Origin of the sequence: Rhizobium tumorigenes (genome assembly GCF_003240565.2) — a bacterium.
GTDB lineage: Bacteria > Pseudomonadota > Alphaproteobacteria > Rhizobiales > Rhizobiaceae > Rhizobium > Rhizobium tumorigenes.
In genome coordinates, this window is sequence record NZ_CP117257.1 from 326166 (window position 1) to 346110 (window position 19945).

The 19945-nt window shown below is 56.6% G+C and carries 18 protein-coding genes and 4 pseudogenes; 7 read left to right on the forward strand and 15 right to left on the reverse strand.

Going from position 1 to position 19945, the window contains the following annotated elements:
* Positions 1–73: 73 nt before the first annotated feature.
* Positions 74–1031 (forward strand): IS630 family transposase gene (locus PR017_RS23040; RefSeq protein ID WP_111218028.1). Its coding sequence is split into 2 segments (ribosomal slippage): positions 74–415 and positions 417–1031, totalling 957 coding nucleotides; the frame shifts between segments, so codons are not numbered across the junction.
* A gap of 111 nt (positions 1032–1142) precedes the next feature.
* On the opposite strand, the gene PR017_RS28595 is transcribed toward PR017_RS23040, so the two are convergent.
* From PR017_RS28595 to PR017_RS23065, 6 genes are all read right to left on the reverse strand, one after another.
* Positions 1143–1367 carry a TOBE domain-containing protein gene (locus PR017_RS28595; RefSeq protein ID WP_111218030.1) on the reverse strand — a complete coding sequence of 75 codons (225 nt, stop codon included), beginning with the start codon at positions 1365–1367 and terminating at the stop codon, positions 1143–1145.
* 94 nt (positions 1368–1461) lie between these two features.
* A complete protein-coding gene (locus tag PR017_RS23045) occupies positions 1462–2808 on the reverse strand; it encodes an aspartate aminotransferase family protein (RefSeq protein ID WP_111218032.1) in 1347 nt (448 codons plus the stop codon).
* A gap of 120 nt (positions 2809–2928) precedes the next feature.
* Positions 2929–3729, reverse strand: coding sequence for an ABC transporter permease (locus tag PR017_RS23050; protein ID WP_111218034.1), 801 nt, complete (start codon positions 3727–3729; stop codon positions 2929–2931).
* Positions 3726–4607, reverse strand: coding sequence for an ABC transporter permease (locus PR017_RS23055; RefSeq protein WP_111218037.1), 882 nt, complete (start codon positions 4605–4607; stop codon positions 3726–3728). Before PR017_RS23055 ends, PR017_RS23050 begins: the two co-directional genes overlap by 4 nt.
* A gap of 1 nt (position 4608) precedes the next feature.
* Positions 4609–5700 carry an ABC transporter ATP-binding protein gene (locus PR017_RS23060; RefSeq protein WP_111218039.1) on the reverse strand — a complete coding sequence of 364 codons (1092 nt, stop codon included), beginning with the start codon at positions 5698–5700 and terminating at the stop codon, positions 4609–4611.
* Between the two features lie 81 nt (positions 5701–5781).
* Complete coding sequence (locus PR017_RS23065; protein WP_240538902.1) at positions 5782–6945, reverse strand: extracellular solute-binding protein; 1164 nt, start codon at positions 6943–6945, stop codon at positions 5782–5784.
* 183 nt (positions 6946–7128) lie between these two features.
* Here PR017_RS23065 and PR017_RS23070 point away from each other — a divergent pair, with 183 nt between their 5' ends.
* Positions 7129–7893 carry an IclR family transcriptional regulator gene (locus PR017_RS23070; RefSeq protein WP_240538903.1) on the forward strand — a complete coding sequence of 255 codons (765 nt, stop codon included), beginning with the start codon at positions 7129–7131 and terminating at the stop codon, positions 7891–7893.
* A 276-nt stretch (positions 7894–8169) separates the two neighbouring features.
* Here the strand turns inward: PR017_RS23070 and PR017_RS23075 are convergent, their stop codons facing one another.
* From PR017_RS23075 to PR017_RS23085, 3 genes and pseudogenes are all read right to left on the reverse strand, one after another.
* Positions 8170–9294, reverse strand: a complete 1125-nt coding sequence (locus PR017_RS23075) for an IS5 family transposase (protein WP_111218043.1) — start codon at positions 9292–9294, stop codon at positions 8170–8172.
* A 130-nt stretch (positions 9295–9424) separates the two neighbouring features.
* A pseudogene (istB, locus tag PR017_RS23080) lies at positions 9425–9760 on the reverse strand (IS21-like element ISRel16 family helper ATPase IstB); the annotation flags it as partial.
* A 95-nt stretch (positions 9761–9855) separates the two neighbouring features.
* Positions 9856–10363 (reverse strand): annotated as a pseudogene (locus PR017_RS23085) (transposase); the annotation flags it as partial.
* A gap of 114 nt (positions 10364–10477) precedes the next feature.
* Between PR017_RS23085 and PR017_RS23090 the strand changes: the two are divergent.
* A complete protein-coding gene (locus tag PR017_RS23090) occupies positions 10478–11692 on the forward strand; it encodes an IS701 family transposase (RefSeq protein ID WP_111219090.1) in 1215 nt (404 codons plus the stop codon).
* Between the two features lie 154 nt (positions 11693–11846).
* On the opposite strand, the gene PR017_RS23095 is transcribed toward PR017_RS23090, so the two are convergent.
* A protein-coding gene (locus tag PR017_RS23095) for an IS5 family transposase (RefSeq protein ID WP_425070025.1) occupies positions 11847–12625 on the reverse strand; the annotation gives its coding sequence in 2 pieces (ribosomal slippage) (positions 11847–12283 and positions 12283–12625; 780 coding nt in all).
* A gap of 113 nt (positions 12626–12738) precedes the next feature.
* Between PR017_RS23095 and PR017_RS23100 the strand changes: the two genes are divergently transcribed.
* The 3 genes and pseudogenes from PR017_RS23100 to tnpB (PR017_RS23110) all read left to right on the forward strand — a co-directional run.
* Entirely contained in the window at positions 12739–13953 is a 1215-nt protein-coding gene (locus PR017_RS23100) for an IS701 family transposase (protein ID WP_278332856.1), read from the forward strand.
* 168 nt (positions 13954–14121) lie between these two features.
* Positions 14122–14532, forward strand: a complete 411-nt coding sequence (gene tnpA, locus PR017_RS23105; protein ID WP_111222200.1) for an IS66-like element accessory protein TnpA — start codon at positions 14122–14124, stop codon at positions 14530–14532.
* Positions 14529–14732: pseudogene (gene tnpB / locus PR017_RS23110) on the forward strand (IS66 family insertion sequence element accessory protein TnpB); the annotation flags it as partial. The gene tnpA and the pseudogene tnpB (PR017_RS23110), both read left to right, overlap by 4 nt.
* A 12-nt stretch (positions 14733–14744) precedes the next feature.
* On the opposite strand, the gene PR017_RS23115 reads toward tnpB (PR017_RS23110), so the two are convergent.
* The 5 genes from PR017_RS23115 to PR017_RS28600 all read right to left on the reverse strand — a co-directional run bounded on the left by PR017_RS23115 (position 14745) and on the right by PR017_RS28600 (position 19737).
* Entirely contained in the window at positions 14745–16376 is a 1632-nt protein-coding gene (locus tag PR017_RS23115; protein WP_240539131.1) for a recombinase family protein, read from the reverse strand.
* Positions 16310–16861, reverse strand: a complete 552-nt coding sequence (locus tag PR017_RS23120; protein WP_240539130.1) for a recombinase family protein — start codon at positions 16859–16861, stop codon at positions 16310–16312. Before PR017_RS23120 ends, PR017_RS23115 begins: the two co-directional genes overlap by 67 nt.
* Positions 16862–17218: 357 nt before the next feature.
* Positions 17219–18658: an IS1182 family transposase gene (locus PR017_RS23125; protein ID WP_111222198.1), complete on the reverse strand. Its 1440-nt coding sequence runs from the start codon at positions 18656–18658 to the stop codon at positions 17219–17221.
* A gap of 162 nt (positions 18659–18820) precedes the next feature.
* Positions 18821–19282, reverse strand: coding sequence for a helix-turn-helix domain-containing protein (locus PR017_RS23130; protein ID WP_111222197.1), 462 nt, complete (start codon positions 19280–19282; stop codon positions 18821–18823).
* Positions 19283–19476: 194 nt separating this feature from the next.
* Positions 19477–19737, reverse strand: coding sequence for a DUF5372 family protein (locus PR017_RS28600; protein WP_161959378.1), 261 nt, complete (start codon positions 19735–19737; stop codon positions 19477–19479).
* Positions 19738–19784: 47 nt separating this feature from the next.
* Between PR017_RS28600 and tnpB (PR017_RS23135) the strand changes: the two are divergent.
* Positions 19785–19928: pseudogene (tnpB, locus tag PR017_RS23135) on the forward strand (IS66 family insertion sequence element accessory protein TnpB); the annotation flags it as partial.
* Between the last annotated feature and the right edge of the window lie 17 nt (positions 19929–19945).

Consider the following 19945-nt stretch of genomic DNA (forward strand, 5'->3'; position numbering starts at 1 on the left):
CATGCGACCTCAAATAACCCTCCAGATTCCCTTGGCTTCGATTTTGTGATTCAACATGGCAGGAGGACTTGCCATGTCTCGCGCCTATTCTTCGGACCTTCGCCAGCGGATTGTTGATGCGATAACGCAGGGCGAAACGCGTCGAGCGGCGGCAGCTGCTTTCAAAGTTTCGCCCGCCACGGCGGTCCGGCTCAAACAGCGGGCGGATCGAACAGGCTCGGTCGAGCCGTCCCGGCGAGGACGGCCGAGCGGTGGCGGCAAATTAGGCCCTTACCAAGATGCCATTGTCGCCAGGGTAGAGGCACAGCCGGATATCACCATGCCCGATCTGGCGACGTGGCTGGAAGACAAACATGGTGTGAAGGCTGATCCCTCGAACCTGTCAAAGCTGCTCTGCCGGGCGGGCTTCACGTATAAAAAAAACACTGCTGGCATCGGAACGCGAACGCGCCGACGTGCGCCGGGAACGCTATGAGTGGCGCGAACGTCGTCAGCCCGCCATGCAAATGAGCCCCGGACGTCTCGTTTTCGTCGACGAGACCTCGGTCAAGACCAACATGACACCGCTGCGTGGCAGGAGCAGGAGGGGCAAGCGCCTGCAGGCGGATGCCCCATTCGGCAAATGGCATACCCAGACCTTTATTGCCGGTCTGCGCTGCGATGCGCTCACCGCCCCCTTTGTCGTCGATGGAGCCATGGATGGAGACAAGTTCGACACCTACGTGCGAACCCAACTTGCTCCGACGCTTCAGCCGGGCGACGTGGTGATCTGGGACAACCTCAACGTCCACAAAAGCCCCCGAGCGGCGGCTGCCATCGCCGAAAGGAAGGCATGGATACTCTTCCTTCCGCGATATTCGCCAGACAACAATCCGATTGAAATGGCCTTTTCAAAGCTAAAAACACTCTTGCGAAAAATGAAAGCCAGGACTTACGACGATCTCTGGAAAGCCGTCGGAAAAGTCTGCGACCTATTCACGCCACGGGAGTGCTGGAATTATTTCCGCCAAACTGGATGCGTTGCACATTAATCGCCCGACGCTCTAGCACAAAAACGTTCACCTTCTGCGCTTGTCACAAAGAAGATGTATCGCTGATTCCGGACAAAACATATTGAACGTCTGGCCGGCACACAGCACAAGTTAGGCTAGTGTATTAAAAACGCGCGCGGCTATTGCCGCGCCTCCGTTGAAACGAATAGTGTATAGACGGTCGGCTCCGATAGAGACGTCAGTCTCGACCTGACCAGTAAAGACGTCGTCGGTATCCGTACGCACGAACGTCAAGGCTTCCGGCCTTATCGCGACGGTGCAATCTGCACTCCCGACCGCTCCAGCGGCACATTTCAGTGAATCGGGTTTCTGCACGACTGGAGCCCATTGCCCGCGAGATTGAACGGTTTTGTGCGATTTAACCGCGAGCTGGCAAGTTCCGGCTCGCGGTTAAGGCGCTGCCATTCGATTACAAGCTGGACAAGCCCTTATCCATCGCATCGACGATCTCATCGATCTGCGACGCCTCTATGGTCAACGGCGGCGATAGGATGATCATGTTACCACCTTGGCGCACCAACACACCATTCTCTGCCGTTGCCTTAACAAAGCGCTTCATCATCTCGCCCCCGAGCGGCGTCTTGGCGGACCGATCGGAAACGAGTTCGACCGCTGCCATTAGACCCCGACCGCGCACGTCACCAACCAGCTCGTGCTTGTCCTTCATGCGCTGAAGTCCCGCCATGAGGCGCTCACCGAGACGGCCAGCATTTTCGACCACGCCAAGCTCGCGTGTGAGCTTCAGGGTAGCAAGACCTGCCGCACATCCGGCAGGATGACCGGAGTTCGTGTATCCGTGGCCAACATTCGCGACCGGGCCCTTGGCGTTCTCGAAAGCCTGAGCAACCTTTTCGCCAATCATCGTCGCACCGAAAGGGAAGTATCCGGAAGTGATCGCCTTTGCGAGAATCATCATATCCGGCTTCACGCCCCAGCCTCTTACGCCGGAATCGAAGCCGGTACGACCGAAACCGGTCACGACCTCGTCGGCGATTAGAAGCACGCCATACTTGTCGCAAACCTCACGCACCATCGGCCAGAAGCTGTCGTGCGGGACGATGATGCCACCAGCACCCTGAACCGGTTCAGCGATAAACGCCGCCACTGTCTCGGGACCCTGAAAGATAATTTCCTCCTCGAGCAGACGCACGCAAATCTGCGCGAGACGTTCCGGAGAAGTTTCGTCAAAAGCGTTACGGTAGGTAATCGGCGCGGGAATGTGGAAGCAACCCGGCATCAATGGCTCGTAGTTGCGGCGCAGATGAGCGCCGCCGCTAACGGAGGAGCCGCCGAAATGCGTGCCATGATACGAGCGCTTGAGGGAGATGAACTTGTAGCGGTCGTTCTGCCCCAGGATTTTCCAATACTGACGTGCAAGACGTAGAGCGGTTTCGACAGAGTCAGACCCGCCGGACGTGAAAAATACTCTTGTCATTCCGTCGGCACCGAACCAGTCGTCGACGAGAGTCTGGGCAAGCTCTTCCGCAACGCCGGTGGTGTTGCCTTTGAACACTGATGTATAGGCCAGTTGTTCGAGCTGCTTCGTGATCGCCTGAGTGATCGACGGCTGGCTGTAGCCGAGATTAACGTTCCATAGCCCACCGACAGCATCCAGCAGTCGACCGTTGTCGTCGGTGACATAGACGCCGTCTCCGAAGGCGACGCGGCGCGGTGGGTCCATCAACGTTTCTGATGGCGTATCGAAGGGACGCCAAAAGGATTGGACAGAATTGCTGTTCGCGGTTTTATTAGCCATCTTTCGTCCTCACTTTGCAAGTGACAGTTATTGGGACCAACGCCATCAAAACATGCGCATCGGCTGTTTCGTTGAATTAGGCGAAAGCAAGCGAATTCGGACCGGCTTCCGCAATTGTGGCTAAAGCCGCGTTTGCGACCGGATTCGGAAGAAGGCGATACCCAGCAGCGGCAGCCCAATCGTGATCGCGACCATCACGGTTCCCAGCGCATTGATCTCAGGGCTCACCGAGTCCCGGAGCATGCTGTAGATTTCAGTGGGGAGCGTTTCGGTGCCGATAGGCCGCCAAAATATCGAGGCGGTGACGTTGTCGAAGGACAGTGTGAATGACAACAGCAGCCCTGCGACAACTGCGGGCATGAGCAGCGGCAGGGTAACTTCACGAAAAACCTGGAACCGGTTGGCACCTAGCGTCGCAGCCGCCTCCTCGAAGGTCCTCTGTATCGTGATGAGGCGCGCATGAACGACTAGAACGACATAGGGCAGCGCCAGCATAATATGTCCCATCAACAGTAAGCTGAAGCTGCGAGGCTGCTTGAACAACTGCATGAACAATAGAAGCCCCACGGCGAGAACGGTCTCGGGAACAAGAAGTGGTGTCAGCAGGAAGACGTTCATGAAGCGCTTGCCTCGAAATTCGTATCGGGCAAGCGCAATGGCGGCCAGCACGCCTACCAAGCCGCAGATTCCGGCTGTCAACACGCCGAGCACGAGCGACGTCTTGAGAGCCCGCATGACACTTTCGTCCTGAAACAGCTCGCCGAACCAGCGGAGCCCAACCCCTTGCATGGGAAAAGCAGCAAAGTCGGCAGTGTTGAACGAGAGCAGGATCACCGCGGCGACGGGTCCGAAGAGGAACATGTAGACCAGTGCCGTTAAGATTTTTAGCGGCCAGCCAACACCGGGTTGGTCAGCGTTCATCGCGTCAATCCTTTCGTGATGGAGCCGATGCCAAGGAAGCGGCTGTAAATGGCGGTGAGGACAAGGAGAAGGAATGTCAATGCGAGCGACAAAACCGCGCCCATCGGCCAATTCAGCTCAAGGCTGATGGTGTCGGCGATGATGTTGCCGAACATGAAATTGTCCGGACCGCCCAACAGGGCTGGCGTGATGTAAGTGCCGGCAGCCAGGACAAGCGACAGGAGGACGCCAGAGCATAGTCCTGGAAAGGACAGCGGGAGGGTTATTTCCAGGAACGCCTGCCATGACGTGCAGCCCAGCGTTCGAGCGGCGTGAAGCAAGTTTCGGTCGATGCCATCAATGCTCACATAGATGTTCAAGATGACGTAGGGCAGCACAAAACTCAGTATGCCAAGTATCACCGAGAATTCCGTGTATAGAAGCTTGAGCGGGGTATCGGTTAGGCCAAGTCCCATCAGCAACGCATTTATGGCGCCTCTCTCTCCCAGAATATTGATCCAGGCAAGGTTTCTGATGATGAAGCTGATCCAGAAGGGAAGCACGATCAAGATCAACAGGAACGGGCGCCAGACGCGGGAGCTGAAGGCGATCGTGTAGGCCACCGGGTAGGCGATAAAGACCGCAATCACTGTTGTCTCAAGAGCGACGCGCATCGTCTTCCAGAGCCCCAAATAATAATAGGAGTCCGAAAAGAACATTTTCCAGTTATCGAGACTGTAGCCTGGTGCGTCCCGGCCACCACCTATATAGGTGTTGAAGCTGTAGCGGATCATGGTCGCTGTCGGCACGACGATCAGCAGAACAAGCAGGACCAGCGCCGGTGTCAAAAGCAGGAGGATCCGCAGCCTGTCATTTTTTTGGGAGTGAGCCGCTGCCATCTCAGATCCTTCCTTCTATCGGAAGATATTGACCGTCAGCGTCGAGAAGGGTGATCCGCGCCGGGTCGAAATTCAGTTCGGCGAGATCCCCGACGTGAAGAGGATGACGATCGTCCCCAGCAGATGCAGCGACGGGTGTCCCTTCAAGATCGATGACATACGCTGTCTTGTCCCCAAGGAACGTCCGCTCGATAACCTTTCCGAGATGAAGCGCAGGGTTCGCCGATTGCTGAGCGACGCTGACCTTAATATGCGCCGAGCGAACAACCGCCTCGATCGTATCGCCGACCTTCGCACCAACATTTCCGGATAGACGGGTTTGCACGCCGCCTATATCGATGAGGAAAGATCTTTCGGCGCTCTCAACGACCTTGGCTTTTAAAAGGTTCGCGTGACCAATGAACTCAGCAACAAAACGGGACCTCGGCGTGCGGTAAATTTCCTCGGGCGTACCTGTCTGAACGATGCATCCGTCCTTCATCACGACCACAAGATCGGCCATTGCCAGAGCCTCTTCCTGATCGTGAGTAACGAATAACGTGGTGATGCCGGTTGCCTGCTGGAGAGCGCGAATCTCGCTGCGCATATCAGCACGCAGATTGGCGTCCAGTGCCGAGAGCGGTTCATCCAGAAGCAGGACGTCCGGTTTGGTGACGATCGCGCGCGCAATGGCGATGCGCTGTTGCTGGCCGCCGGACAGTTGTGAAGGATACCGATTTGCCGTGTGCGGAAGCCGAACCATTTCCAAGGCATCCATAACCTGTTGCTTGATGTCCGCTTTTGGAAAGCCGCGATATTTCAGGCCGAAAGCAATGTTGTCGAAAACGGTTTTGTGCGGGAACAAGGCATAGTTCTGAAACACTAGGCCGACATTTCGCTTATGGACCGGAACGTCCGTTACCGGCCGACCGTTGATCAAAATCTCGCCGGTCGTGTTGCCTGCAAGGCCAGCGACCGAGCGAAGCAAGGTCGTCTTGCCACAGCCAGAGGGTCCAAGCAACGCAACGAAGGCGCCGGTTTCAACGACGAGATTGATGTCCTTCACCGCAACGACTGGGCCGTAGCGGAGCGTGGTAGATCGAAATTCAAGCATGATAGGGTCGTGTTCCTGTGATAGGGTGTGGGAAGAGGTTCGCATTTGGCCGCCTCTGACGCGGCCATCTGTGCGAAAGACTCATGCACCCCTGGCGACACGCTGCCACTGCGGTTCAAGCTTGTCGATCTGTTCTGCCCAGTAAGCTCCGTCGGGGATATTGAAACCCTCAAACGTTCCGCTGGGATCAAAGCCCGGCTGGTTCTTCAACTGATCCGGGAAGTTCGTCTTTCTCGGATCAAGCGCGGAGCCGTTATTTGTGCGCATGCAATATTCGAAGTTGATCTCCGGCTTGAGCATGAGATCAAGGAGCTTTTCGCAAGGCTCCATCGGCGCGCCTTTCAGGACGAACAAGTTCTGGACCCAGGCCTGGCACTGCTCAGGCTCCAGGTACTCGATCGGGTAATTGTCTTTTTTCAGCGCCACGGCACGGGTCGACCAAATCTCGGCGACGACAACCTCTTCCTTTGCAAGAAGGTCCATAACTTCCGAGCCGGACTCCCAGTATTTCTTGACCAGTGGACGCTGCTCCCGAAGCGCGGCAAAGATTGCATTGGTGTCGCTGAATTTGTTCGGATCCTGGCCCGTGTAAAGGGCCGCCGACCAGATACGGTCGAGTGCGTAGTTGCTCAACGCGGTTTTGCCGGAGAAGCGCTTGTCCCACAGCAACTTGTAGCCGAGAATTTTCGCCTCTTCGCGCGAAACATGCTTCGTATTGTAGGCAATCCCGGTCGTCCCGTAGAGATAGGGAATTGCCGAAAGCTTGCCATTCGGCGTCAGCTTACGCATCTGTTCGATCAAAACCGGAGAAACGAGCTTCAGGTTTGGGATCTTGTCCTCATTGAGCTCAGAATTGGCTCCTAGATCGACGTAGCGCTTGTACATGTCGAAACCGGCATTGGAAAAAACGCTAAGATCACCAGCGCCGCCCGACTTCAGACGGGTGATGATTTCGGTTTCGTCGCCAAATGTGCCTTCGACAACCTCAATGCCGGTGGTCTGAGTGAAGGGTGTGAAAACCACTTCATGCATGTTCTTTTTACTCTGGCCACCATAACCGTAGAAAGTTATCTTTTCGCCGGCCGCCCAGCTCGGACCCGCGCGCATTGCTACCAACGCGGCAGCCGATCCCAATCCTAGAAGATTGAAGTCACGGCGACTTATACCCGCTTCCATTTTTCCTTTGTTCCCAGACATGGAATTCCCCTTTTTTTGCTTGTCATATTGATCAACAGCCCAGTTCATAAGAGCCGAGCAGAATTCACTGCTAATTAATGACTTCTAACAATGAGGGATGTTGATATATCGACCCAAATCTGCAATTTTCTTTCACCATATGGAATAAATTATCGCGCAGTAAGGGATTAGCGTCAACTTATGGAAAATCACGAGCCATCTCAATCAAGCTTAGGAAAGGCGGTCCTCCTATTGAAAGCCATTTCCGGATCGGGCGCCGGTGGTGCGCGCCTCAAGGATATCGCCCGTGGCATAGATACCAGTTTGCCAACGGTACATCGTTTGTTGAAGACTTTGATTAGCGAGGGCCTTGTCGTGCAATCAGACAAAAACTACCGGCTCTCATACGAATTCTTCTGTATGGCTGCCAAATCAAGGCAGATGAACAGCATATCAGGAGCCGCCAGACCATCGCTACTGCGTGTATTCGGCATACTGAAAGAAGCCGTCATTTTGATCGAGCGCTCGAAATTTGACGCCATATGCACGGATTGCTTCTGGGGAAGCCATCCTATCAGGACGTTTTACGGCGGCGTCGGAGGGCGCGTCCCACTGGGTGTTGGGCAAGGCGCGTTGGCCATTCTCGCATTTCAGCCTGACGAGGAGCGCGAGCAGATCATCCGTTTCAACATGCCACGGATTACCGCCGAATATCCGATCGATGAACTTGATTTGAGAACGATGATTAATGAGATCAGGGAAATACGAGCGGCGACTATCGACTTCAATATCAATGATGGCATTTCTGCGATTGCTGTCCCGATCTTTGATATGGCGGGGATTGCACTCGCATCACTTAGCGTCGCAGCCCCCCTTGGGAGACTCTCCGGCTCGCGCCAGAAGACCGTAATCGACCTTCTCGCAAAGGAGGCGCGCCTGATTTCCGAGGCTTTGAATCCTCTGGGGCAGATCGAGGAACCCGTTGCCTGGGGCGAAGCAGCGTCAAAACTGGTTTGACGCGACTGCGTGGACGCCAGATGTTCGGGCCACATAAATGGATAGCAGTTGAACGATCAGGGGACCTCAGACATGATAAATGTATGAAGGTGGTGAAGCCGCGTGCCGCGGCTTCGAGTGAGACACTTATGGGCTTGACAGGTCGCGGAAATAGCGCCGATTTTTCCGCCGATCCTGGCTAGACGGCTCGAAGACAGGCCGTGATGAGGCTTTTTCAGCGGCCGTTGTCGGCCCATTTTGTCGTCATCCGCCTGGTTCGGCGGATTCCGGGCGCGATTAGGCTGTCGCCAGCAGCTTTGGCAGCCTCACCAGATTATAAGCGGTGGCTGTCAGTGTGAACATCCAGCCGACGCGATCCTTTCCACGATGGCGGGTCTTACGCATTCCGCCGCTGGTCTTGGCCCAAGCGAACACTTCCTCGATACGCTTGCGAATGCGCTGACTGACAGCGTAGCCAGGGTGATGGGTGGTGCGACCGTCGATGGCCGAGCGTCGGTTCGTCGTGTTTTGGGCGACGTGTGGCGTCACCTTTGCGTCCCACAAGGCAGCAACGAAATCGGCCGTATCGTAGGCTTTGTCTGCAGCCAATGTGATGCGATGACGACCATCCATGCGGCCCACCATATCCAGTGCCGCCTCGCGCTCGGCGGTTCCGGTCGCATGGGTCAGCGTGGCGTCAACAACCAAACCATTGCGGATTTCCATGGTGACGTGGCCCATGTGGCAAAGCCTGGCCGCCTGGCCACGGGCCTTCTTATAAAGCCTGGCGTCCGGGTCGGTGGTCGATGCGTGGGTTGCGTTGCTGCGCTTCTCGCCGTGGAAATCGCGCTCAGAGTTGCGGCCTTTGGCTTCTGGCGGCTGTTTCTCTTCAGCGCCAGAGCCGCTGCCGTCGGTGTCGCCACCATCTGTGTCGTCCTTGGGCTTGAAGCTCTTCATGCTGGCCCAGGCTTCGATCAAGGTGCCGTCCACCGAGAAGTGGTCGTCTGACAGCAATGCTTTCACCCGCGGCTGGCTCAGCAACGCGGCCAGAAACTTGGCGGCGATATCGCCAGCCAAGAGCCGCTCACGGTTCTTGGTGAACACGGTGACGTCCCAGATCGGCGCGTCCATCGACAAGCCGACGAACCAGCGGAACAGCAGATTGTAGTCCATCTGCTCCATGAGCTGACGCTCCGAGCGGATCGTGTAAAAGGCCTGCAACAACAGAGCGCGCAGCAGCTTCTCCGGCGGGATCGACGGACGGCCGATCGCTGAATACATCGCCTCGAAATCCGGCGACAAAACTTCCAGCGCCTCGTCTACAATCGCGCGGATCGCCCGCAGCGGATGGCTTGTCGGAACCCGGGCTTCGCAGCTCACATAAGAAAACAAACCCGCCGTCTGGATATCATTACCGCGCATGTCCTGCTCCTGCCGACCAATCACTCAGGCATGGAATCATGGCAGTCCGTTCACAGCAAGGGCCTTTTTCCGCATCCTGTTAATGGTAGGACCGACCCCAGCACTATTGGCATGGATCAGGCAGTTTCCAGCCAAGAGTGCGTTGCAGTCTAGCGTAGCGACCATCGCCGTGCGCCAGAGCGAGATTGGCAAACAGCCGCGGAACGCGCTGATAGAGAACCGACTGATCGTCCCGGCATGCTTTGTAGCCCAGGGCGCAGGCCAACCAACTTTTGCCAACGCCCGAATGACCGCAGATGGCGAGATTGTCGTGCGCGTCGATCCAGTCTCCAGCGATGAGCTTCATGAATAGCGCCCGATCAAGTCCACGCTCACTGCGGTAGTCGACATCCTCTGGCACGGCATGATGGCGCAACTTGGCAAACCGCAGTCGAGCGGCAAGCTTGCGATCGTGACGAGAGCTCCAGCACACCTGAAAGGACGAACTTCTCACCAGCAGGACATCCCGACAAACACCCCATTCAGGGGGCGACTAATTCTCGGAATTGGGGGGGCGGCATCATTTCGGAACAAGGGGCGACATGCCTCGGAATTTGCAGCATGAACCCGACGCAATATCCATAGGTCGGCATCTCGGAGATGATCGCTTTGATCTCCTCCACAAGGTCATGATCAGCGAGCGGAGGCCGTCCACGCGCTTTTGAAGGAACCAGCTTGACGCGTTCTGTAATATTGGATCGGGCAACACCCAAAGTCTCGCACACCGCCGTCATCGGGAATTTCCCTTCGGCAGCGATAGCGAGAGCAACATATGTTTTTTTGGGCCGGTGGCGATCTCAAGCGCGTCTTTGAGAATCTCGCCTTCCATCGGCTTTTTTCCAAGCAGTCGCTGCAACTCTTTGACCTGGTTCTGAAGGGAACGATATTCGGAGGCCGGGACGACATCTTCTTGCGCAGCAGTTGCCGTTAGAGCCCCTTGGCTGGCCAGCTTACGCTAGGTGAACACCTGGTTCGGCTGAATCCCATAGCGGCGAGCAACAATGCTCACTGTAGCATCCGGCTCATATGTCGTAAGCACACGGTGAGGGCCGTCTTGCGAGGTTGATGCGAACATCGGAAGTCCTAGTGCAAACACTAGCATTACAGTTGCGTATTTTTACAAGTTCTGAATCTATAGGCCTCCATGATTCGGAGGTCATGGATGATGGGTGCATCGATCGAGACAACGTTGGAACTTTGGGCATCGTCGCTGCGTGAAGTTAAGGCGCGTATGCGCGGATTGTTTACGCAGGAGCGCGTTGCAGCATCTGCAAACCTTTTCCTGGACGGCTTGTTAGGTGATGAGCGCCGTAAGACAGGTTGGATGCGCGCTGAGGCGGCTGGCGATCCTGGTCCGTGGCGACAGCAAGCCATCTTGGGTCGTGGACGCTGGGACGCAGACGGACTTCGCGACATTGTGCGCGAGTATGTTGTGGAGCACCTTGCCACAGATGATGCGGTCCTGGTCATTGATGAGACCGGCTTCCTCAAGCAGGGCAAGACATCTTGCGGTGTTTCACGTCAATATACAGGGTCAGCGGGCAAGGTAACGAACTGCCAAATCGGTGTGTTCACCGCCTATGTTTCCGATCGTGGTCATGCCTTTATCGATCGAGCCTTGTACTTGCCAAAGAGTTGGACCAGCGATCCGGCAAGGGTTGCCGCCGCTCATGTTCCTGAAGCTGTAGCCTTCGCTACCAAGCCTGCCCTCGCTGTCGATATGATTCGGCGGGCGCTGACAGCCAAAGTGCCGTTTTCATGGGTGGCAGCAGATGCGGTGTATGGCGTCGGAGACGTCGAAGGAGCGCTGCGCCGAGCCTGCAAAGGTTACGTTCTTGGGGTTAAATCCGACCATCATTTTGGCGCTTGGTCTGGTAAGCCTTTCGTCGCAGGAACCGCTCTTGAGATTGCCCGTGATCTCGATCCGGCTGCATGGCATCGCCTTTCCGCTGGCGATGGCACAAAAGGCGCGCGGCTTCATGACTGGGCCTACTGCGAACTGGCCGATCTCGATGCCGACGAATACAGTGATACGCAAACCGGGCTTTGGACGCGCGGCTTGTTGATCCGGCGCAATATCAGCGATGGCGACCTCGCATTCTTCACGACTTGGTGCCCGGCCGGAACAGGCATTCAGACGCTCGTATCCGTCGAAGGTCACCGTTGGGCAATCGAAGATAGCTTCGAGACAGCCAAGAACGAACTCGGCCTCGATCATAACGAGACCCGCTCGTGGCATGGCTGGCATCGCCATGTGTCGCTCGTCATGCTCGCCTTCGCAATGATGGCTGTGATCCGATATCGCGCCAATAATGCGGCACCCCAAAAAAGACCGAGGATGCCGACCATCACGATCTGATCCGCTGGTCCATCCAAGAGGTCCGACGCATTGCGAATAAGCTTGCCCAGCGGCGTATAAAGCCCGCCCACATCATCGCATGGTCATGTTGGAGACGAGCGCATCAAGCTGCCGCCCAACGCGCTCACCTGAAATCAAAATTGCAACTGTAATGCTAGGCCACGGACTCATTAGTTGAGGCGATCCATATCCTCGTCGCGACAAGCTTGAGGGCGGCCATGTAATTATCAGCGCGCCGGTCGTATCGCGTCGCGAGGCCTCGCATCTGCTTGATACGGTTGAAGAACCGTTCCACGAGATTGCGCTGACGGTAGACCCAGCGGTTGAAGCTGAATGTCTGCTTTCGATTGGCCTTTGCAGGGATATTCGCCCAGCACTTGCGTTGCTTGGCAAAGTTACGAATTGCGTCGGTGTCATATGCCTTGTCGGCGAGGATCGTCGCGCCGGGCCGCAGGTCGCTCAACAGCTTTTCAGCCATCGGTGCATCGGCGGCTTGGCCGGCGGTGAGTTCAAGCCGAACCGGTCTGCCATCTGCATCGACAAGAGCGTGGATCTTTGTCGTCAGGCCGCCGCGCGAACGTCCCATGCAAGGATCGGCAGATCCCCCTTTTTAGCGTTGGCACCATGCTGGTGAACGCGAACACAAGAACTGTCGATCATCACGATGTCTCCATCGTAACGTTTTGAAACGGCGTCCAGAAGACGATCCCAGACGCCCGCCTTGCGCCATCGGGAGAACCGATTGTAAAGCGTCGTGCGCGGGCCATAACGCTCCGGCACATCTCGCCAAGACGAACCAGTCCTGAAACGCCACAGGATGCCGTTGATCACCCGGCGGTCATCGACACGTTCAATTCCACGGCTATTGTTCGGCAAAAGAGGTGCAATGATAGCCCATTCTTCGTCGCTCAATTCATGACGGCGCATGGCAATCTCCTTTCAAGGAGATTGAATCATACACCGTCAATAAGATGAACCCCGTTTATGGGGACACTGCCTAGCATTACAGTTGCGTATTTTTACAAGTTCTGAATCTATAGGCCTCCATGATTCGGAGGTCATGGATGATGGGTGCATCGATCGAGACAACGTTGGAACTTTGGGCATCGTCGCTGCGTGAAGTTAAGGCGCGTATGCGCGGATTGTTTACGCAGGAGCGCGTTGCAGCATCTGCGAACCTTTTCCTGGACGGCTTGTTAGGTGATGAGCGCCGTAAGACAGGTTGGATGCGCGCTGAGGCGGCTGGCGATCCTGGTCCGTGGCGACAGCAAGCCATCTTGGGTCGTGGACGCTGGGACGCAGACGGACTTCGCGACATTGTGCGCGAGTATGTTGTGGAGCACCTTGCCACAGATGATGCGGTCCTGGTCATTGATGAGACCGGCTTCCTCAAGCAGGGCAAGACATCTTGCGGTGTTTCACGTCAATATACAGGGTCAGCGGGCAAGGTAACGAACTGCCAAATCGGTGTGTTCACCGCCTATGTTTCCGATCGTGGTCATGCCTTTATCGATCGAGCCTTGTACTTGCCAAAGAGTTGGACCAGCGATCCGGCAAGGGTTGCCGCCGCTCATGTTCCTGAAGCTGTAGCCTTCGCTACCAAGCCTGCCCTCGCTGTCGATATGATTCGGCGGGCGCTGACAGCCAAAGTGCCGTTTTCATGGGTGGCAGCAGATGCGGTGTATGGCGTCGGAGACGTCGAAGGAGCGCTGCGCCGAGCCTGCAAAGGTTACGTTCTTGGGGTTAAATCCGACCATCATTTTGGCGCTTGGTCTGGTAAGCCTTTCGTCGCAGGAACCGCTCTTGAGATTGCCCGTGATCTCGATCCGGCTGCATGGCATCGCCTTTCCGCTGGCGATGGCACAAAAGGCGCGCGGCTTCATGACTGGGCCTACTGCGAACTGGTCGATCTCGATGCCGACGAATACAGTGATACGCAAACCGGGCTTTGGACGCGCGGCTTGTTGATCCGGCGCAATATCAGCGATGGCGACCTCGCATTCTTCACGACTTGGTGCCCGGCCGGAACAGGCATTCAGACGCTCGTATCCGTCGAAGGTCACCGTTGGGCAATCGAAGATAGCTTCGAGACAGCCAAGAACGAACTCGGCCTCGATCATAACGAGACCCGCTCGTGGCATGGCTGGCATCGCCATGTGTCGCTCGTCATGCTCGCCTTCGCAATGATGGCTGTGATCCGATATCGCGCCAATAATGCGGCACCCCAAAAAAGACTGAGGATGCCGACCATCACGATCTGATCCGCTGGTCCATCCAAGAGGTCCGACGCATTGCGAATAAGCTTGCCCAGCGGCGTATAAAGCCCGCCCACATCATCGCATGGTCATGTTGGAGACGAGCGCATCAAGCTGCCGCACGACGCGCTCATTTGAAACTAAAACTGCAACTGTAATGCTAGGAGTAGTCCTATGACCAAGCATCCAATTGAAGTCATCACGTCCGTGGAGCGCCGGCGGCGCTGGTCTCGCGAGGACAAAGAGCGGCTCGTTGCAGCCTGCCTTGAGCCCGGTGCGGTTCTGTCCGAGATTGCCCGTGCGGCCGGCATCCACGTGAGCCAGCTCTTTCGGTGGCGCAAAGAGCTTTGCCAAATGGAGGAACCGAGGCCCGAGACGGCGAGCACGTTGATGCCCGTGATCGTGTCGGAGGCCGCGCCGGCAATCCAGCCCACCGCCACGGAAACGCCGGCCCCACCGCAACCCCGCCGGAAGCGTAGCGATGTGATGATTGAGCTGGGCCGCGGTCGCCGTGTCCGTGTGGACAGCGACATAGACACGGAGGCGCTTGGCCGCATTCTCGATTGTGTGCTGGGTCGGCGATGATCCCGGTTCCTGCTGGTGTGAAGGTCTGGTTAGCGACCGGCCATACGGACATGCGCAAAGGCTTTCCCGGTCTGTCGCTGATGGTGCAAGAGACGCTGAAGCGCGATCCGATGTGCGGGCATCTGTTCGTCTTCCGCGGTCGTGGCGGTGGCTTGATCAAGGTCATCTGGCATGATGGCCAGGGAGCCTGCCTGTTCACGAACGATCGGCGTTCATACTACACCTCTTTCCTCGCCAGTTGATGTTCTTGGCTCTGTTTGCATTTGTTGATACGCAGCAGCGCGATCTTCGAGTGGATTCCATCGGCTGCATTGCTTTTGCGGCAGGTCTCCATCGGCGATTTCGTACAGGCTATAGTGCCCGTTATAGGCATGTCTGGTGATGAGGCCAAATTTGGCCCATCTGGCGACTGTTTGCTCGCTGATATTGAGATGCGCTGCCGCTTCCTGCCTTGTCAGCATTCCCCGCTGTCGCAGTCGATCATATCGTGATCGCAGCTTATATTCGTGGATGAGATAGGCGACTTTGAGGGGTGTAAAGCGGGCGTCCTGGCAGCCGCGACGTGCGGTTCCACCTGGGCGATGTCCCTGCTCGTTTAGAATCTCGGCGATCTCGGGATAAATGTAATCGTCGAGAAGCCTATCGACCAGCTCAATGATACTGAGCTTTGTCTTGATCTGCTGAGGAGAGGATTTTGGGTTCATGGTGGTAAGCGTCTGGATTTTGCCGCCCTTGAAGCGAACGTGAAGCTTGGTGGTTCCTTCCGCTGGCAACTTTAGGAGAGTAACATCCTCAATGATGTGGGCCAGCAATCGCTTGCGTTCGCGGCATGGGGTATCCGGATCTTTCCAGAGCTGGTTGAAGTCGGCCGTCATCGCGACTAACCGTTCGTGGACAGCTTTATCAAGGATGAATTGATCGTGCTCTCGACCACGTTCGCGTTCTTCGCGGGCACTGGCCAGCGTGCGAAGCTTCTCGTTCCATTCACCTTCGAGCGTGTCGGCGACGAGGCGGTTACTAGGATCGACAAGCATGAAGCGGCGCTGAGCGAGCTCGGCTTCCGTTTGGGCGCGTTCGATTGCGCGACAGCGCAGCCGGTCTGCTTCTTCATGGCGGGCTTGGATCTCCTTGCGGACTTCGAGAGCGAGTTCGACGGCCGCCGGCGTCATCTGCTCGGCAATCAGCATACCGATGGCTTCATCGACGGGAGGCCCGGCGATCGACTGACACATAGGCTCCCCACGATAAATACGGGCACGATTACAAATGTACCAGGCTTCCTGCCGGCCACGCCGCGCCGCATAGCGAACCCTAAGATGGCTGCCGCACTGCCCACACACGGCTCGGCCTTGCAGCAGCGCCGGTCCCTCCCTTGGGATTGAAGCTCGTGCCGCTTCAAATCCACGGCCATTCGCCTTGAGGATCTTCAGATTCTCCTGATGTCGCTCCCAGCTGATATAGCCGGGATGAGCATCGGGAATGCAGGCCGGCCAGTCATCAATGTCGCGCGCACGCAGAGTCTTTTTGCCGTCGATGGTGCGTCGAAACTGTCGTCGGCCATAGGTATAGGCGCCAGCGTAGCGCGGATTGTTCAGGACACGCATCGCCGTCGATGCGGTCAGCGGCCGAAACAGCGTGCCGCCGTTGTGTAGGCGCGATGGAAACAATAGTCCCTCATTGCGAAAGACTTTGACGGTCTGGGAGGCGGACCCGAGGCGAGAGAACATCTCAAAGAAATGAATGATCGTTTCTCTGACTTGCGTGTCTGGATCAAGAGTCACATTGCCGAAATGGTCATAGACCAGCCCGGTCGGCAGGAGGCAACGAAACTCGCCGCGCCGCACCTTATTGAGAATGCCGCGCGTAGCCGGGCTTTGATCACATGCAGCTCGGCCTCACTCATTGTTCCCTTCAGGCCGAGCAGGAGCCGGTCGTTGAAACTTGCCGGATCATAGACGCCGTCCTCGTCGAGGATCAGGGTGTCGGCAAGGGCGCAGATCTCCAACAGACGTTGCCAGTCGGCATTGTTGCGCGCCAGACGGGAGACTTCCAGGCCCATGACGATCCCGGCATGCCCCATGCCGACATCGCTGACCAGCCGCTGAAACCCTTCGCGCCACGCCGCCGATGCACCGGACTCTCCTTGATCGTTGTCGATGACGATAACCTGCTCGTCGCGCCAGCCGAGGGCGACAGCGCGTCCCCGAAGCGCATATTGCCGCCTGGCGCTCTCGACGTTCTCAACGACTTGCCGCATTGAAGACTGGCGGATGTACAGGTAGGCGCCGCGTTCGAGGTGATGAGGCTGGACTTTGAGGTGTACATTCATGGTGATCTCCGATCGTTGATGCTCATGGCGATTGTCGCAAGGACGTGAACAACGGCGCTGTGCCCGCCGTGCAGCGGCCAAGCAATTGACGATGGGTAAAGCTGCTCTCGCGGGGTGCTTGCTGTTGCTGTCAGCGCCTGAGCCCATCCCCACATGCCCCGACGCAGAAAGAGCATCAGACCGCTACGGGCCGAGGCTGTGTGAAAACACCAGCGCAACCCATGGGATTTTCTAATCGAGCTTGGTCTGGTGGGAGTTGGCTGGATTTTGTGTTTATTGGGTGCTGGAATGGGTTGGAGACACGCCTGAAGGTTAGTGTGGCAGCTTTTGCGGCCCAAAATGGCGCTCAGTACCGCCTCAGGCGGTTATTGCTCTTAAAAGCGCTCTTGCACCGATCATGTTGATCATCCGTTTGATATTGTAGGCCAGCACGTGTAGCGCCATCTCCGTTCGGACGTTGTTCAGCCTGCGCATCTGGAAATGGGTTGATCCCATCCATGCTTTGATGGTTCCGAACGGATGCTCGACCGTGCACCGTCGGGTGCGCATGAGGTTCGGATTCTCTTCCATCCGGGAATACATAGCATCGATCAGATGCTCATGTTCCCAGCGCGTGATCCGCCGTTCCTTGCCTGTTGTGCATTGTGCCTTGAGAGGGCATGACGGACAATCGGTGCGCCAGTAACGCCGAAGCATCAGACCCTTTTCCTCCGTTGTATACCTGTATGCCAGTGCCTTCCCGGCAGGGCAGACATACGTATCGGCGCTGCCGTTGTAAGCGAAGTCAGCCTTGACGAACATGCCCTTCTTGCGGTTGTTCGACGTCTCTGGCCTCGGCACTGTTGCAGTGATCCCGGCCTCATGGCAGCTAAGCAGTTCAGCTCCATTGAAATAACCACGGTCGGCGATGGCATCGAGCTTATCGATCTTTAGCGTTTCCATTGCCGCCTTGGCCATGGGGGCCAGTTGCGATCGATCATTGCCGATATTGGTGACCTCGTGCGTGACGATTAGATGCGTCTCGACATCGACCGCCGTCTGCACGTTGTAGCCCACCAGACCCGTGCCTTTGCCATATGTCGCCATGGATCGAGCGTCTGGATCGGTCAGGGAAATCTGGCCGTCTGGTAAATCCTTCAGCGTTTCTGCTATTCCTTCCAACCGACGGACTTCCTGATGAACACGAGCGAGCTTCTCTTTCAGCCGTGTGACCTTGCGCAGCGTTGCCTCGGATTGCTCCAGGGTGTCAGCTCTGCCCATTTCCTCCAAATATCGCGACGCGCTCGCTTCGAGGTGGCTGATCCGCAATTCGATCTTGCCGGAGGTGAAGTTGCGATCTCTGTTGTTAACGGCTTTGAACTTGCTCCCATCGATCGCAACATTGCTACCGCTCAACACGCCGACCTGGCGGCATAGTTCAACAAATCTGGCGCAGGCCTTACGGATTGCCGGACCGTTGTCTTTCCGGAAATCGGCTATGGTTTTGTGATCCGGAACTAGCCTCCCGGTCAGCCACATCGCTTCAACATTGCGCCCGGCTTCACGTTCAAGCCGTCGGCTTGACGGGACGCGGTTCAGGTAGCCGTAGATGAAAAGCTTCAGCAACATCGAAGGGTGGTAAGAGGGGCGTCCGGTCTGCGCAGGTGACATGCGGCAGAAGCCCGCGCCGGCAAGGTCCATAGCGTCGACGAATGCGTCGATCACGCGAACGGGGTGATCCTCGTCGATCCAATCCTCAAGGCGATCTGGAAAAAGCGTAACCTGATCACGACTGATGCCTTCGATATAGCCTGACATTGCCACCTCCGATCGACGAAGATGATTCTACATCAAAACCGGGTTTTCACACAGCCTCGGCCATAAGCGGCAGCGCTGCGCCGAAAGCAGCCTGGCGCAATACCTCGTACTGGGACGCGATGGTCGACGGTTGGATCAGGCATGCCACCGCCGCGGCAGTGTTTACCTGCTGCTTTTTTTTAGAACCCGCTCGATCGATCTGGGATGAAGCTCGATATCGAGTTCCTGGCGGAGCAGCTTGGCCAGTTCCCGGGCGCGAACGGGTTCTCCTGGGCCAAGCTGCGCCTGCAGAAATGCCAGGACTTTGTCGTCGATCTTGTGGGGACGGCGGGGGCCCGGCTTTGTCGGCACCAATCCCGCAATCCCGGCCATGTCGAAGTTCACCTTGGCCTGGTAGTAGGTTGGCCTGGAAACACCGTACTCGTCGGAGGCCTCCGTCACCGAAACCTTGTCGATGGAGACGCGACGCAGCATCTCGTATTTGACCTGCACGGCGTCGTGCGGATCGAAGAACTCGCTGCCCCGAAATTTTGGATCGCGCACCTTCTCGGGGGTGGGATTGAACGTGCCCTCTTCGATGAGGACATCCGTCTTTGTGCGCTTGCTGTCGTACTTCGCAGACATCAATGGCTCCGAGGACACGAAGCGGCGTTAGAGTAATGCTAATTATGACGCATTTTACTACCTCGTCAAGCTGATGCGTATGGTCTATTTGACGAAATGACTCGTAATTGCAGGCATATCCTCTCATAAAAGCGACCTCTTGCGGCATAATCCACTTTACAAATGCGGCATATTTATCCTTACACTTCTGCACGTCAGCGCGGCCCCAATTTGCTCGAAAGGCGCTTCACCAGAGTGGCCAACTCCATTAAGTCGACCACCCGCAAGAGCGATCGTCCGTTGCTCATGACGACCTCAGGATCCAAGCTTACAAGATCAGTCCATTGCGGAGGAACCGACCAAACAGTGGCGTCCTCGGTCTGCAGCAAAAGGCGTTCACCATGCCGGTTGTAGCGCTTGCCGACGCACGGCAATTGTCGTGGGAATAAAGGATGAAACGGATGTGTAACCCGCACTAACTGCGTATCTGCGTTGGCAGTGGCTGCATTCTGTTGTGAGGTACAAGGTCTTGGAGCGCGGACGCTTCATATGGCCGTCGGCGGCCGATGGGACCGTCGTGATTACGCCTGGGCAGCTCGGTTATCTGCTGGAAGGCATCGACTGGCGGATGCCGCAAAGGACCTGGCGACCAACATCGGCTGGATGAGCAAAAACACTGGAATG